This is a genomic window from Novosphingobium sp. PhB165 (assembly GCF_004341845.1).
Taxonomy (GTDB): Bacteria; Pseudomonadota; Alphaproteobacteria; order Sphingomonadales; family Sphingomonadaceae; genus Novosphingobium.
The window spans coordinates 438,488-452,980 of record NZ_SLVB01000004.1; the positions used below are offsets into that span (position 1 = coordinate 438,488).

A 14,493-nucleotide genomic window follows, 5' to 3' on the forward strand; every position below is an offset into this window, starting at 1 on the left:
GCCATGGATCCGATCCGCATTGCCATCGTTGGCGTGGGCAAGATCGCCCGCGACCAGCACATTCCCGCGATCGAAGGCAACCCGAACTTCAGCCTCGGCGCCACGGTCAGCCCGCACCATCGCGGCCCTGAAGGCATCCCGCACTTCAGCAGCCTTGAAGACCTGATCGAGAACGGCCCGGCCATCGACGCGGTGGCGCTCTGCACCCCGCCGCAGGTCCGTTACGATCTGGCTGCGCTGGCGCTGTCGAAGGGCATGCACGTGTTCCTCGAAAAGCCGCCGGGCGCCACGCTGGCCGAAGTGGCCGCGCTGGAAAGCCGCGCCGAGAAGGTGGGCGCGACGCTGTTCGCATCGTGGCACTCGCGCTACGCCGCCGGCGTTGCCCCGGCCCGCGCCTGGCTGGCAGAGCGCACCATCCTTAGCGCCAAGATCATCTGGCGCGAGGACGTGCGCGTCTGGCATCCGGGTCAGGACTGGATCTGGGAGCCGGGCGGCCTTGGCGTGTTCGATCCGGGCATCAATGCCCTGTCGATCGCCACGCACATCATGCCGCGTCCGTTCTTCCTGAAGGATGCCACGCTCAGCCTGCCGGCCAACCGCGCCGCGCCGATCGCCGCCGATATCGAGTTCCGCGATACCGCAGGGGCCGAAATCCACATGGACCTCGACTGGCGCCAGACCGGCCCACAGTCGTGGGACATCATTGTCGAGACCGACGCGGGAACGCTGAAGCTGGCCAATGGCGGCGCCGTGCTCACCCTGCCCACCGGCACCGAGCACAATGAGGACATGGAATATCCCGGCCTCTACGCGCGCTTCGCCAACCTGATCCGTGGCGGCCGCAGCGATGTGGACATCGCGCCGCTGCGCCTCGTCGCCGACGCATTCCTGCGCGGCAAGCGCGAACTCGTCGAAGAATTCCACGACTGATTTTCCCGGGAGAGGACAAGAAATGTTGAAGGCGATTCGCCGCACCACCGCTGCCGTCCTGCTGAGCGCCACTGCGCTCGCAGGCACGGTCTCGACGGTGGCCCATGCCGATACCAACGGCCAGCCGACCACCGCGACGATCGAAGCGGACACGCCCGGCCCGGTTTACCACAAGGAAGTGTTCACCCAGTTCGCCGAGCACCTTGGCACCGGGATCTACGGCGGCCTGTGGGTCGGCAAGAACAGCAAGATTCCGAACACCAACGGCTTCCGCAACGACGTCGTCACCGCGCTGCGTGAACTGCAGGTGCCGGTGATCCGCTGGCCCGGTGGCTGCTTCGCCGACGAATACCACTGGCGTGAAGGTATCGGCGCGCCGAACAAGCGCCCGGTCAAGGTCAACACCCACTGGGGCGGCGTGACCGAGCCCAACGCCGTGGGCACCCACGAATTCTTCGAACTGCTGCGCCAAGTCGGTGCGGAAGCCTATATCGCCGGCAACGTCGGTGATGGCACCCCGCGCGAAATGGCCGAATGGGTCGAATACATGACCGCGCCCGCCGGCTCGCTGGCCGACGAACGCGCGCGCAACGGCCACAAGGAACCGTGGAACGTCGCCTACTTCGGCGTTGGTAACGAGCTGTGGGGTTGCGGTGGCAACATGCGCCCCGAATTCGCCGCCGACGAGACGCGCCGCTATGCGACTTTCGTGAAGGCGCCGGCCGGCACCAAGATCCTCAAGGTCGCCTCGGGCGCTAATGTCGACGACTACAACTGGACCGAGACGATGATGCGCGTCGCCGGCGGTAACGTCGACGGCCTCTCGCTCCACTATTACACGCTGCCCGAAGGCGGTTGGCCGCCCAAGGCCGATCCGGTCAATTTCGACGAGCGCGGCTGGGCCGATACGCTCAACGAAGCGCGCCGGATGGACGAACTGATCACCAAGCACTCGGCGATCATGGACAAGTACGATCCGGCGAAGAAGGTCTTCCTCGCGGTCGACGAATGGGGCGCCTGGTACGCTCAGGATCCGGGCACGCATCCGGGCTTCCTGCGCCAGCAGAACACCCTGCGCGATGCGCTGATCGCCTCCGTCCATCTGGACATCTTCGCCAAGCATGCGGACCGCGTGCGCATGACCGCCATCGCCCAGATGGTGAACGTGCTGCAGGCGATGATCCTGACCGACGGCAGCAAGATGGTGCTGACGCCGACTTACTGGGTCTTCGACATGTACAAGCCGTGGCAGGATGCGACGGTGTTGCCGATCCAGATCAAGTCGCCGTGGTATGCGAAGGACGAGTTCACGATGCCCGCCGTCAGCGGCTCGGCGGTGAAGGGCAAGGACGGCAAGATCCACGTGGGTCTGTCGAACCTCGATCCGAACCAGTCGAACACCGTGACGATCAAGCTCGACGGCGTTTCGGCAGGCGCCGTCACCGGCAAGATCCTGACGGCTTCGGCGATCAATGCACACAACACCTTCGACGCACCCAGCGTGGTGAAGCCCGAGGCGTTCTCGGGCGCGAGCGTGCAGGGCGGCAATCTTGTCGTCACCCTGCCGGCCAAGTCGGTCGTGGTGCTCGAACTGCAATGAGCGTGAAGCACGTCCTTGGTGACTGGGGCACTACCCGCCTGCGGCTGTTCCGCATGGATGGTGCCGATGTCGACGCCCGGCTCGATGGGCCGGGCGCGCTCGCCGGCAATGCCGAGGGCGCGCTGGCTGAAAGGCTGGACGTCTGGAAGGCGGAAGGGGCGCTGTCCGAAGTCGTGCTGTGCGGCATGGCCGGCGCACCGGGTGCGCTCGTCGCGGCAGGCTATGCGGCCTGCCCGGCGGATGCGGGCCAGTGGCTCTCCTCGCGCACCCGGCTCGAAGTGGCCGGCGTTCCGGTCTCGGTGCTGCCGGGGCTGAGCTGCAAGGATTCCGAGGGCGTGCCCGAAGTGATGCGGGGCGAGGAGGCGCAAGTCTTCGGCGCCCTCGCGCTTCACCCCGAACTTGCCGTGGGCGAGCATCTGATCGCGCTGCCGGGCACCCACTGCAAGTGGGTCTCGGTGGTGAACGGCACCATCGTCGGCTTCCGTACCCACCCGACCGGCGAGCTGTTCGCGCTGCTGGCCGGTCAATCTACGCTGACCGGGCCGGACACGCCGGGACAAGGCAGTTTCGACGACGGCTTCGCCCGTGGCCTCGACCGCTGCGAAGAACCGCTGACCGGCGCCCTGTTCGAAGCCCGCGCCGCGCGGATGCTCGATGGACGCTCGAAAGACTGGTCGCGCGGTTATATCTCCGGTCTGCTGATCGGCGGCGAAGTCGCCGCGCAAGTGCCTACCGGCATTTCGGTAGTGCTGATCGGCGACCCGGCGCTTTCCGCGCTTTATGATCGCGCGCTGGCGGCCCGTGGCTGCACCTCGCGCAAGATCGATGGCGATGCGGCGGTCCTCGCCGGGCTCGCCATCGCGAAAGGACAGAAGGCATGAAGATCGAAGACGTTCTGGCCGCAGGCCATGCACCCGTTGTTGCGATCCTGCGCGGCATCCAGACCCATGAAGCGGTCGCCATCGGCGAAGCGCTGGTGGAAGCCGGCGTGCGCATCATCGAAGTGCCGTTCAACTCGCCCGATCCGGCCGGCTCTATCGGCGCCATGGTAGAGGCGCTGGGTGACCGCGCGGCCATCGGCGGCGGCACCGTGATCGGCACCGATCTTGCCGAGACGCTGGCCGGCGTCGGCGGCACTTTCATGGTTTCGCCCAATGTCGACCCGGGCGTCATCAAGCGTTCGATCGAACTGGGCATGGACGTCCTCCCCGGCTTCCTGACCCCGACCGAGGCTTTCGCCGCCGTGGCGGCAGGCGCCAGCGACCTGAAGCTGTTCCCCGGCTCGGTGCTGGGCAGCAGCTACATCAAGGCGATCCGCGAAGTGCTGCCCAAGCACAGCCGCGTCTGGGCCGTGGGCGGCGTCGGCGCTGCCAATGTCGCGGAATACCGCGCGGCGGGCGTCTACGGCATTGGCGTGGGCGGCAGCCTCTACAAGCCCGGCTTCGATGCCGCGACGGTCGGCGCCAAGGCGGCCGAGATCATCGCCGCATGGAACGCGGCCGGGGGCTGAGCATGATCCGCAAGTTCTCGTTCCTGCTGGGTCTCGCTGCGCTGGGCCTGACCGGCAGCGTCGGCGCCCAACAGACCGATGGCGCACCGACGCTCAACTCGCAGATGACCGGGGACCTCGTGGTCCACGATCCGGTCATCATCCGCGAGGGCGACACTTACTACGTCTTCTCGACCGTGGGCCGCTATGTCGGTATCAAGACCTCGAAGGACCTGAAGGCCTGGAAGGACGCAGGCTCCGTCTTTGCGGAGATTCCGGCTTGGGCCAAGCAGGCGGTTCCGGGCACCGAAGGCATCTGGGCGCCGGACATCTCCTACGTGAACGGCGAATACCGGCTCTATTACTCGGTCTCGACTTTTGGTTCGAACCGCTCGGCCATCGGCCTTGCGACCAGCAAGACGCTCGATCCCAAGGCCAAGGGGTATGGCTGGAAGGATCAGGGGCTGGTCGTCATGTCCACCCATGACGATGACTTCAACGCCATCGACCCGAACTTTGTGCAGGATGATCAGGGTCGCCAGTGGCTCACGCTCGGCAGCTTCTGGAGTGGAATCAAGCTGTTCCCGCTCGATCCGAAGACCGGCAAGGTGGCCCCGGGCACTGAGCCCTATTCGATCGCCCGCCGTCCTGCCCCTGCCGGCGGCCCGGCCCCGATCGAGGCCCCGTTCATCATCCCGCACGGCGGATGGTATTACCTGATCGCGTCCTATGACTATTGCTGCAAGGGCGCGAACAGCACTTATTACACCGTCATCTCGCGCTCGAAGAAGATCACCGGGCCCTACAAGGGCAAGGACGGCAGCGACATGATGCAGGGCGGCGGCACGATCCTGCTGCGCGCCGATCTGGAGGAGAAGCACCGCTTCCGCGGCCCCGGCCATGCGGGCGCCTTCACCGACAAGGACGGCACGACCTACCTCGCCTACCACGCCTACGACAAGGACAACCAGGGCCGCCCCACGCTGCGCATCGCGCCGCTGGTCTGGGGAGCCGACGGTTGGCCCGTGGCGCAATACTGAGACCCACCAGCTGACACCCCGGCTTTCGGGCCGGGGTGTCCTTTTCCCGCCCGGGGGGTGCGACCGGGACACCGCAACGAAACGAAATCACGGAAGAGGACCCCCATGAATTTTCCCCTTTCGCGCCGCGCCTTTGCTGCCGGGGCCGCGATGCTGCCGATGGCCTGCACGTCTGCCGGCAAGAACGCGCTCGGCTCGGCCCCCGCCGCGACCGGCGCGCCCGTTCCCGTCAATCCGCTGGTCAGGCAGCGCGCCGACGCGCAAGTCTTCCGCCACGACGACGGCTATTACTACCTGACGGGCTCGGTGCCCGAGTACGATCGTCTGGTGCTGCGCCGTTCGAAGACCGTCGCCGGTCTCTCGACGGCCGAGGAACGCGTGCTGTGGCGCCATGAAGCCTCCGGCCCGATGTCCGGCTTCATCTGGGCGCCCGAGCTGCACTTGATCGATGGCCGCTGGTACATGTACTTCGCGGCCGGGCCGAGCGGCGGCGGCGAGGACGTGTTCCGCATCCGCACCTTCGCTATCGTCTGCGACGGACCCGATCCGATGACCGGCAACTGGAAGATCGCCGGCCAGTTCCAGCTGCCCACGGACAGCTTCAACCTCGATTCCACCAGCTTCGTCCATCGCGGCACGCGCTACTTCGCCTGGGCCCAGCGCGAGGCGGGGATCGACACCAACTCTAACCTCTACATCGCGCCGATGTCCGGCCCGCTGACGCTGGCCGCCGCGCCGACCCGCCTGTCGGTGCCGACGCTCGACTGGGAAATCCGGGGCTACAAGGTCAACGAGGCGCCCGCCGTGATCGAACACGCGGGCAAGCTGTTCATGACCTATTCGGCCAGCGCCACCGATGCGCGTTACTGCCTTGGCCTGCTGTCGATCGACGCCGAAGCGAACCTGATGGACGCGAGCCTCTGGACCAAGTCGCAACATCCGGTCTTCACCACCAACACCGCGACCTCGGTCTACGGCCCCGGCCACAACAGCTTCACCGTGGACGAGCAAGGCCGCCCGCTGCTGGTCTATCACGGCCGCGATTACGAGGCGATCCAGGGCGACCCGCTGTTCAACCCGGACCGCCACACCCGCGTCCAGCGCCTCTACTTCGACGCCTCGGGCAATCCCGATTTCGGCGTGCCGGTGGGCAATGGCGCGATGCCCGATCGCTTCATCTCGGTCGCCCGCCCGGGCACCTACATGGCACATGAGGGCACGCGCATGACGAGCGCCGCAGTGCCGCTGCCGCAGACGCAGTTCCGCGTGGAAGACGCGGGCGAAGGCACGGTGACGCTCTCGCCGATTCTCCTGCGCGACCATTGCCTCGTCGCCACGGCGGACGGTTCGGTTTCCATCGCCCAGCGCGGCACCGGGCCTGAGAAGTTCCGCCGGACCAGTGCCGGCGGCGGCGCCGTGCGATTCGTCTCGGTGACTGATCCATCCAAGTCGCTGGCAGTCGCTCCGGACGGCCTGCGCCTCGCCCCTGGCAAGGACGCCGCGAGCGCCTGGAAGGTCGATTGATCTTTTAAAAGTCGGACAACCGGTCTCTGCCCCCATCCGGGCGCAGAGACCGGAGCCGACCATTGCCTCGTCGCCACGGCGGACGGTTCGGTTTCCATCGCCCCGCGCGGCACCGGGCTCGAGAAGTTCCGCCGGACCAGTGCCGGCGGCGGCGCCGTGCGATTCGTTTCGGCCACCGATCCGTCCAAGTCGCTGGCAATCGCTCCGGACGGCCTGCGCCTCGCCCCCGGCAAGGACGCCGCGAGCGCCTGGAAGGTCGATTGATCCTTTAAAAGTCGGACAACCGGTCTCTGCGCCTTTCCGGGCGCAGAGACCGGAGCCGTACACTGTCTCGCCGGATGATGGCTCCTGCGGCCATTGTGCCACAGTTGTTTCAGCATTTTTGCAGCACTACCGTTTTTATGCTTGCGCCTGATTAGTCCGACTAATAATTAGTCTGAGTAATCGGAAGGGGCATGGTATGGGCCAGCCCCACATGGGAGGGTTGATCCATGGCGCTCAAGCCATTTGCTTTCTGTACGGCATCCATTCTCGCGCTCGGCCTCGCCAGCGTCGCTCATGCACAGGATGCAGCACCGCAGGCCGCCGCTGATGATGCCGCGCCGAATGCTGACGATATTGTCGTCACCGGCGTGCGCGCCTCGATCGTCGGCGCCATCAACAGCCGCAAGAACAACATCCAGATCGTCGACTCGGTTGTGGCCGAAGACGTGGGCAAGCTGCCCGACAACAACGTTGTCGAGGCGCTGCAGCGTGTTACCGGCATCCAGGTGACCGACCGCGCAGGCGGCGAAACCGCCACGATCACGATCCGTGGTCTGTCCGATCCCGTCACCACCTGGAACGGCCGCAACATCTTCACCGCTGCGGGTACTTCGTTCGCGCTGCAGGACGTTTCGGCGAACCTCGTCAAGCAGATCGACGTCTACAAAACCCGCTCGGCCGACCAGCTCGAATTCGGCCTTGCCGGCCAGATCGACGTCGCCACGCGCCGTCCGTTCGACTTCGACGGCTTCACCATCTCGGGCCTCGCCCGCGGCGTCTACAGCGAGCTGGCGGACAAGTTCAATCCGAACGTGGCCCTGTTGGTCAGCGACCGCTGGCAAACCGGCATCGGCGAGATGGGCTTCCTGATCAACGGCAGCTACACGCGCGCCAAGTATCGCAACATGAACGTGCAGGCCGGCGCGCTGGTGCCGTTCGCCACCGAAAATCCGCCCTCGGGCACCTGGCTCACGCCGCTGCAGCGCATCTTCCCGAACACGGATCCGAACAACCCTTACTGGACGCCGGGCTTGAACGCAGGTCTGCCCACCACGCCGGGTTCGACGCTGAGCATCGACGGCGTCGATGTGCCGTACTACCTGTCGCGCGACGCCGTGATCAGCACCGACCTTTATGGCAAGCGTGAGCGTCCGTCGATCAACGCAGCGTTCCAGTGGGCGCCGAACGACCGTTCGACCTACACCGCCGAATTCTATTACTCGGGCTTCCGCGGCACGACTTTCAATTCGATGATGTTCAGCTACGTCGACTGGTGGCAGGATCTCGGCACCGATCCGGGGTCGACGTTCCAACTCTATGACGGCACGAATATCATCAAGTCGCGCCAGGTCGGTGACGTGGCCGGCTTCAACAGCGCCGACTATTCGACCAACAGGACCGATAGCTACGTTTACGCCCTGAACGCGGACTGGGACGTCGGCGCGCGCGGCAAGATCACGGCTGACCTGACGTATCAGGACAGCAAGAACGAAACCTCGTTCTTCGCCATGCGCACCAATCGCCCGTTGATGGATATCAACGTCGATTTCAACGCGGGCGGCGGCATCCCTTCCTACAGCTTCGAAAACTCCAAGATGCTGACCGATCCCAGCGCCTGGACGCTTGGCGATCTGTTCGACAACGGCAACAAGAGCACCGGCAGCGCCTGGACCTTCCAGCTCGACGGTCACTACGACTGGGACGAAGGCTTCCTGCGCCGCATCAAGGCGGGCTTCCGCTACGACAACCGCAGCGCCAGCACTTTCGTGCGTGAGCAGAGCGCAAGCGCACCGGCCGGTACGCTGGCTTCGCTGGGTGACGGCTACAGCTTCACCAACAGCGGCTTCTTCGATGGTCAGGCCGACGTGCCGACCAGCTGGGTGCTGGCTAACGGTCCGGCGCTGTACAAGAATGCCGACGCCATCCGTTCGTTGTATCAGTCGACCAACCCGAACCTGCTGCTGTCCGACCAGATGTCGTTCGGCCGCGTATTCGACATCAACGAAGTCACCCTGGCGGCTTACCTGATGGCGGATGGGCAGATCGACATCTTCGGTCGCCCGCTGATGGTCGAAGGCGGCGTGCGCCTTGTCACCGTCGATACCGACTACGACTACTTCGATCGCTACAACGGCTATGCACGGACGGGCGTTTCGACCGGTCAGGCGAAGTTCCTGCCGAGCTTCACTGCCCGCTACGAGATCACGCCGACCCTGCGCCTGCGTTTCAACTACGGCGAGACGCTGCGCCGTCCGGCGTTCGGCGATCTCAACCCGAACGTCTCGCTCACGGGCGACCTGTCGGGTCTGGGCTTCGGTACCGGCTCTGCGGGTAACGCGAACCTGCGGGCGACGACGTCGAAGAACTACGACCTTGCGCTGGAATGGTACTTCGAACGCAACAGCGCGCTCTACGTCACCGGCTTCCGCCGCGAGATCAAGGGTCTGGTCGTTCCGCTCACGACGCTTGAGTACATTCCGAACAACACGATCGTCGGCAGCACCGCCACCGATTACTTCCAGGTTACCCGCCCGACCAACGCATCGGACGGCGTGCTGAAGGGCGTGGAAATCGGCTTGACGTACTTCCCGACCTACCTGCCCAGCGTCCTCAACGGCCTTGGCTTCCAGGGCAGCGCGACGATCCTGGATTCGGAACAGACGATCCCCGAAACCGACAGCCTGGGTAACACCGTGCTGACCAAGTCGGCGTTCTTCGCAGTGTCCAAGTTCTCGTACAACGCGACGCTGGCTTACGAGCGTGGTCCGATCGGTGCACGTCTGTCGTACGTGTGGCGCAAGGGCTTCCTCAACAACAACGAGGCCCGCGCATTCGCCAACCCGATCGGCATGTGGCGCAAGCCCGAGGACAGCCTCGACATGCAGATCACCTGGAGCATCACCAAGGACATCGGCCTGACCTTCGATGCCACCAACCTGACCAAGTCCAAGCAGCAGAACTACTACAAGTACGACACTGCGGGCGGTCCGGTCACGATGAACTCCAGCACGCTGCTGATCGATCGCACGTTCGCGGCCGGCGTTCGCTTCAAGTTCTAATCGCTAAGGGCAGGCCGTGAGGCATCGCGGTTTGCCACGGGCGGCCGGTTCCCGGGGTTTCTCTCCCAACATCACTCCGGGGACCGGCCGCTCTTGTTTTTGCCAGAAAATTGCTGCCTGACGCCCGCTGGCGATGAACCCGCCGGACCATGAAGGGGTAACGATGCGCGGAAATCTACGGACTGTCCTTGCCACCGCGGCGCTTCTTGCCACGGCGGCCAGTCCGCCAGCCGCCGATCGACCTCCGGTTGCCGTTGCCGCACACGCGGCAGCAAAGCTGGACATTGCCGCCATCGCCAAGGCCCGCTTCGGTAACGACGCCGCCTGGTACCAGCAGCGCATTCCCTTCTTCGAAAGCGCCGATCCTAAGATCGATGCGGTCTATTACTACCGCTGGGGCCTGTTCCGCGCGCACCAGCGCGACCTTGGCGCGCAGGGCTACATCACCACCGAATTCGCGGATGATGTGGGCTGGCAGCGCGAGCCTTTCGCCAGCCTCAACGACGCCAGCGGCTTCCACATCGCCGAAGGGCGCTGGCTGAACGACCGACGCTTCACCGACGACTACGTCAACTTCATGTACGAAGGCGGCAACGACCGCCACTTCACCGACTACATGGCGGACTCGGTCTGGGGCCGTTATCTCGTCGATGGCGACAGGCAGGCGCTGCTCGCGCATCTCAAGACGATGCGGCACATCTACCGCCTGTGGGACGAGAAGTTCGACTTTTCCAAGGGGCTCTATTTCGTCGAGCCGCTGCTCGATGCGACCGAATACACCGTCTCCTCGATCGATGCCTCGGGCGGCAAGGACGGGTTCCGGGGCGGGGATTCCTTCCGGCCCTCGATCAACAGCTACATGTTCGCGAATGCCCGCGCGCTTTCGAAGATGGCGGAGATGGCGGGCGACACCGCAATGGCCAAGGAATATGCCGAGCGGGCCGAAGCCCTGCGCGCGCATGTCCTACAGGACTTGTGGAACCCCTCGCTGGGCCACTTCGTCGACCGCTATCAGGTCAACGACGAATTCGCGAAATACTGGGATCCGATCCGCAATCGCGAACTGGTCGGTTATCTGCCGTGGATGTTCGACCTCGTTCCCGATGACGCGAAGTACGCCTCGGCATGGTCGCATCTGCTCGATCCGAACGGCCTTGCCGGCAAGGCGGGCATGCGCACGGTCGAGAAGGGCTATGAGTACTACATGCGCCAATATCGCTATCTGGGCGATGCGCGCGAGTGCCAGTGGAACGGCCCGATCTGGCCCTACCAGACGACGCAAGTGCTGACCGCGATGGCCAATCTGCTCGATCATTACGACGATCGCGGGCCGGTCACGCGCAGCGACTATATGCGAATGCTGCGCCAATATACGCAGCTGCATTATCAGGGCGGCAGGCTCGATCTCGAGGAGGACTACGATCCCGAGACCGGCAAGCCCATCGTTGGGCTGGATCGCAGTCATCACTACTTCCACTCGGGCTATCTGGACCTGATCATGACCGGCCTCGTCGGCATCCGCCCGCGCGCGGATGACGTGCTGGACGTGAACCCGCTGCTGCCCGCCGCGACGGACGCGCAGGCGCTGGGCTGGTTCCACATCGAGCGCGTGCCCTATCACGGGCACGAGGTTTCGGTGACCTGGGACGCCGATGGCAAGCGCTATGGCCACAAGGGCCTGACGGTCTCGGTTGACGGCACCGAACTCGCCCATCGCGACGATCTCGGCCGCATCGAGGTTCCGCTGGCCCGCAAGGCCAATGCGCCCATCGCGCGCGAGACCGATCTCGCCGTGCAGCTGGTGCGCGGCAACTATCCGATGGCTTCGGCGTCGTCCGGCACCGAGGCGGAGAACCTGCACGATGCCATCGACGGCCGCGCATGGTTCTATCCCGAACTGCCCAATGGCTGGGATTCGGCAGCGGGCAAGGCGGACCAGTGGTACGCGGTGGACTTCGGCAAGCCGGTGACGCTCGGCAGTACCGAACTGGCCTTCTTCGCCGATGGCGCAAAGTTCGCGGCTCCGCGCAAGGTGCGGGTGGAGGCGTGGACGAACGGGAAGTGGCAGCAGGTCGCCGCGCCCGCTGCGAAGCCGCTTGCCAACGGCGTGACCCGGCTTTCGTGGTCGCCGATCACTGCGGAACGCCTGCGCGTGACGATGAGCCCGGCGAACGGAAAGGCCATTCGCCTCGCCGAGCTGAAAGCCTTCGCTGACTGAAATATTTAACCTTACCAACGGGTAAACCGCAGATTTCGATCCGGAATTAACCGCGATTGAGGCCTCTATCCCTCATGTCGCACGGATATCCATTCGCTTCGCTGATCGCGGGGGTCTCTTCCTTCGTCGATCTTTCGTTGGTGATGCCCCAGTGGCTGGCAGGGGTGGCATCGGTCCACGTGGTGTGCACGGTGCTGTTCATGGGAATGTTCAAGCACGAGACCCGATAATGTCCGGTCTCGTGCCTGATGGCGTTGCGGATCAGCCCCCGGCGGCGTTCGCCAGCAGTTCCGGCGTCAGCACTTGCGGAAGCTGCACGGCCTTCCCGTCCCGCCCATACCACATGTAAAGCGGCACGCCGGCGGCACCTTGCGCGGTGAGATAGCGGGTGATCTCCGGATCGCGCCGCGTCCAGTCCCCCCGCAGCACGACGACGCCCGCCTTGTCGAACGCGGCCTTGGTATCGGCGCGCTCGATGGCGACTTCCTCGTTGACCTTGCAGGTGAGGCACCAGTCGGCCGTCATCCAGACGAAGACGGGCTTGCCCGAGGCGCGGGCCTCGGCAAGCGCCTTCTCGCTGAAGGGCTTTACATCGAGCAGCGAGTTTACCGACGCGGACGGCGGGGCAGGCTGCGGCAGCACGATAAGGGCAAGGGCCGCGACCAGCACGGCAACGCTGGCGGCGGGGCGTGCGGAGCCGCCCTTGCGCTGGGTCCGGCCCATCACGAAGAGCGCCGCCAGGACCAGCACAAGGGCGAGCAGCGCAAGGCCCGTGAACCACGGCCCGCCGACTTTCCACGTCAGCCATGCCAGCGCCAGCGCCGTAAGGCCCATCGGCAGCGCCAGCCAGCGGCGGAACGTCACCATCCACTTGCCGGGGCGCGGCATGCGTTTCCTCAGCGCCGGGATGAAGGCCACGGCCAGGAACGGCAGCGCGATGCCAAGGCCGAGCGCGGCGAACAGCGCCATGGCGGGCAGGACCGGCAGCAGCAGAGCTGCGCCCATCGCGCTCGCCATGAACGGCCCCGTGCAGGGCGTTGCCACGAAAGCGGCGAGCAGGCCGGTGACGAAGGCGCCTCTTGTGAAGCTGGACGGCGATCCACCCGAGACGAAGCCCGGCACGGTCAGTTCGAACAGACCCAGCAGGTTGGCCGTGATCGTGGCCGCCAGCAGCAGCAGCGCGACCACCACCAAAGGCTCCTGCAACTGGAAGGCCCAGCCCACTTCCTGACCGCCCGCGCGCAGCGCCAGCAAGACGCCGCCGAGCGCGAGGCAGGCGAGCACGACGCCCGCCGTATAGGCCAGTCCCTCGATCCGCGCATGGCTCTCGCTCTCGCCCGCGCGGGCAAGGCTCAGCGCCTTGAGGCTGAGGATCGGGAAGACGCAGGGCATGACGTTGAGCAGCAGGCCGCCCGCCAGCGCCGCCAGCAGCAGCAGGGGCAGAGGTGCCAGCGAAGGCGCGGCGCTGCCTTCCGAACTGGCTCCAATCGGTGTGCCGCCCGTGGGCACGGAACCGGGCTTTGCCGTGAAGGCGATGCCGTCGCCTGCCGCGTTGAGGCGCAGCACGCCGGTCAGGGTCCCGGTGGTCTGCGGATCGAGTTTGGCGCGCGGGATAGTGACAATCAGCTGGTTGCCGTTCCACGCGAAAGTCTGGGCGGCGCCGTAGTCGACCAGCTTGTCCTCGCCGACGAAGATATGCGGTCCCTCCAGCGGCGTGGTCGCGGGCAGGGGAATGGCGATGCGCACGGCCTTCGCATCGATGGCGAAAGTGCCGGCGGCGTCGAGCGGGGCGGGCAGGCGGCGCGTCCATTCGGTGAAGCGCGGATCCTCGGAGGCAGTCTTTGCACCGATGCCGCCCACCGGCACTTCCACCGCGAGTTCGGCGCGTTCGGGCACGCAGATCTGCTCGGTGCAGGCCAGCCACTGGGCGGCGAGCCGGATCGGCAGGCGGCTGCCCGGCGCGGCGTTGGCGGGCAGAGTGACCGGCACCAGAAGCGCATAGTCATGCTCGAAAACGTGATTCATCAGGCCCGAGACGACGAGTGTCTGCGGCACCGGATAGCGCGGCGCGCCTGCTTTCGCGCCTTCGGGCAGCGTCCAGTCGAGCTGCATGCCGAAACCCGCATCGCCCGGGTTCGACCAGTATCCGTGCCAGCCTGCCTCGGGCTTCATGTGGATGGCGATCGTGGTCTCGCCCCCCGGCGCGGCGGTGGGGCCGGCAACCAGTTCGGCGGCAATATGGGTGGGAGCGGCGCCGGATTGGGCTTGAGCCGCAAAGGGCACGAGCAGCAGTACCAGCAATTGACACAGGAATGTCACGGAGAGGCGGTAGCGGCGCGTTTTCATGAAACTCCCGTAGTTGCCGAGGG

Annotated in this window: 10 protein-coding genes; 8 read left to right on the forward strand and 2 right to left on the reverse strand. The window is 65.6% G+C overall.

The features are described from left to right. Positions 1-3 precede the first annotated feature (3 nt). The 8 genes from EDF56_RS13650 (at position 4) to EDF56_RS13685 (ending at position 12,124) form a co-directional block, all read left to right on the forward strand. Positions 4-930 carry a Gfo/Idh/MocA family oxidoreductase gene (locus tag EDF56_RS13650; protein WP_132388245.1) on the forward strand — a complete coding sequence of 309 codons (927 nt, stop codon included), beginning with the start codon at positions 4-6 and terminating at the stop codon, positions 928-930. Between the two features lie 22 nt (positions 931-952). After that, positions 953-2,530 (forward strand): alpha-L-arabinofuranosidase C-terminal domain-containing protein, encoded by a 1,578-nt coding sequence (locus EDF56_RS13655; protein WP_132388247.1) that lies wholly within the window; start codon positions 953-955, stop codon positions 2,528-2,530. Further along, entirely contained in the window at positions 2,527-3,411 is an 885-nt protein-coding gene (locus EDF56_RS13660; protein WP_132388249.1) for a 2-dehydro-3-deoxygalactonokinase, read from the forward strand. The genes EDF56_RS13655 and EDF56_RS13660 overlap by 4 nt, the downstream gene beginning before the upstream one ends. Next, entirely contained in the window at positions 3,408-4,040 is a 633-nt protein-coding gene (locus tag EDF56_RS13665) for a 2-dehydro-3-deoxy-6-phosphogalactonate aldolase (protein ID WP_132388251.1), read from the forward strand. The genes EDF56_RS13660 and EDF56_RS13665 overlap by 4 nt, the downstream gene beginning before the upstream one ends. A gap of 2 nt (positions 4,041-4,042) precedes the next feature. Further along, a complete protein-coding gene (locus tag EDF56_RS13670; RefSeq protein ID WP_132388253.1) occupies positions 4,043-5,059 on the forward strand; it encodes an arabinan endo-1,5-alpha-L-arabinosidase in 1,017 nt (338 codons plus the stop codon). 105 nt (positions 5,060-5,164) lie between these two features. Next, positions 5,165-6,583: a glycoside hydrolase family 43 protein gene (locus EDF56_RS13675; RefSeq protein WP_132388255.1), complete on the forward strand. Its 1,419-nt coding sequence runs from the start codon at positions 5,165-5,167 to the stop codon at positions 6,581-6,583. A gap of 491 nt (positions 6,584-7,074) precedes the next feature. Next, on the forward strand, positions 7,075-9,906 hold the full coding sequence (locus EDF56_RS13680) for a TonB-dependent receptor (protein ID WP_132388257.1): 2,832 nt from the start codon (positions 7,075-7,077) through the stop codon (positions 9,904-9,906). Between the two features lie 163 nt (positions 9,907-10,069). Next, entirely contained in the window at positions 10,070-12,124 is a 2,055-nt protein-coding gene (locus EDF56_RS13685; protein ID WP_132388259.1) for a discoidin domain-containing protein, read from the forward strand. Positions 12,125-12,170: 46 nt separating this feature from the next. Here EDF56_RS13685 and EDF56_RS25940 read toward each other — a convergent pair whose 3' ends face one another. Further along, positions 12,171-12,326: a hypothetical protein gene (locus tag EDF56_RS25940; protein ID WP_165912187.1), complete on the reverse strand. Its 156-nt coding sequence runs from the start codon at positions 12,324-12,326 to the stop codon at positions 12,171-12,173. A 59-nt stretch (positions 12,327-12,385) separates the two neighbouring features. Next, on the reverse strand, positions 12,386-14,470 hold the full coding sequence (locus tag EDF56_RS13690; protein WP_132388261.1) for a protein-disulfide reductase DsbD domain-containing protein: 2,085 nt from the start codon (positions 14,468-14,470) through the stop codon (positions 12,386-12,388). Between the last annotated feature and the right edge of the window lie 23 nt (positions 14,471-14,493).

Coding starts and splice junctions, on each gene's coding strand:
- EDF56_RS13655 (WP_132388247.1), top strand. CDS start 953: ATGTTGAAGGCGATTCGCCGCACCACCGCTGCCGTCCTGCTGAGCGCC.
- EDF56_RS13690 (WP_132388261.1), bottom strand. CDS start 14,470: ATGAAAACGCGCCGCTACCGCCTCTCCGTGACATTCCTGTGTCAATTG.
- EDF56_RS13650 (WP_132388245.1), top strand. CDS start 4: ATGGATCCGATCCGCATTGCCATCGTTGGCGTGGGCAAGATCGCCCGC.
- EDF56_RS13675 (WP_132388255.1), top strand. CDS start 5,165: ATGAATTTTCCCCTTTCGCGCCGCGCCTTTGCTGCCGGGGCCGCGATG.
- EDF56_RS13680 (WP_132388257.1), top strand. CDS start 7,075: ATGGCGCTCAAGCCATTTGCTTTCTGTACGGCATCCATTCTCGCGCTC.
- EDF56_RS13685 (WP_132388259.1), top strand. CDS start 10,070: ATGCGCGGAAATCTACGGACTGTCCTTGCCACCGCGGCGCTTCTTGCC.
- EDF56_RS25940 (WP_165912187.1), bottom strand. CDS start 12,326: ATGAACAGCACCGTGCACACCACGTGGACCGATGCCACCCCTGCCAGC.
- EDF56_RS13660 (WP_132388249.1), top strand. CDS start 2,527: ATGAGCGTGAAGCACGTCCTTGGTGACTGGGGCACTACCCGCCTGCGG.
- EDF56_RS13670 (WP_132388253.1), top strand. CDS start 4,043: ATGATCCGCAAGTTCTCGTTCCTGCTGGGTCTCGCTGCGCTGGGCCTG.
- EDF56_RS13665 (WP_132388251.1), top strand. CDS start 3,408: ATGAAGATCGAAGACGTTCTGGCCGCAGGCCATGCACCCGTTGTTGCG.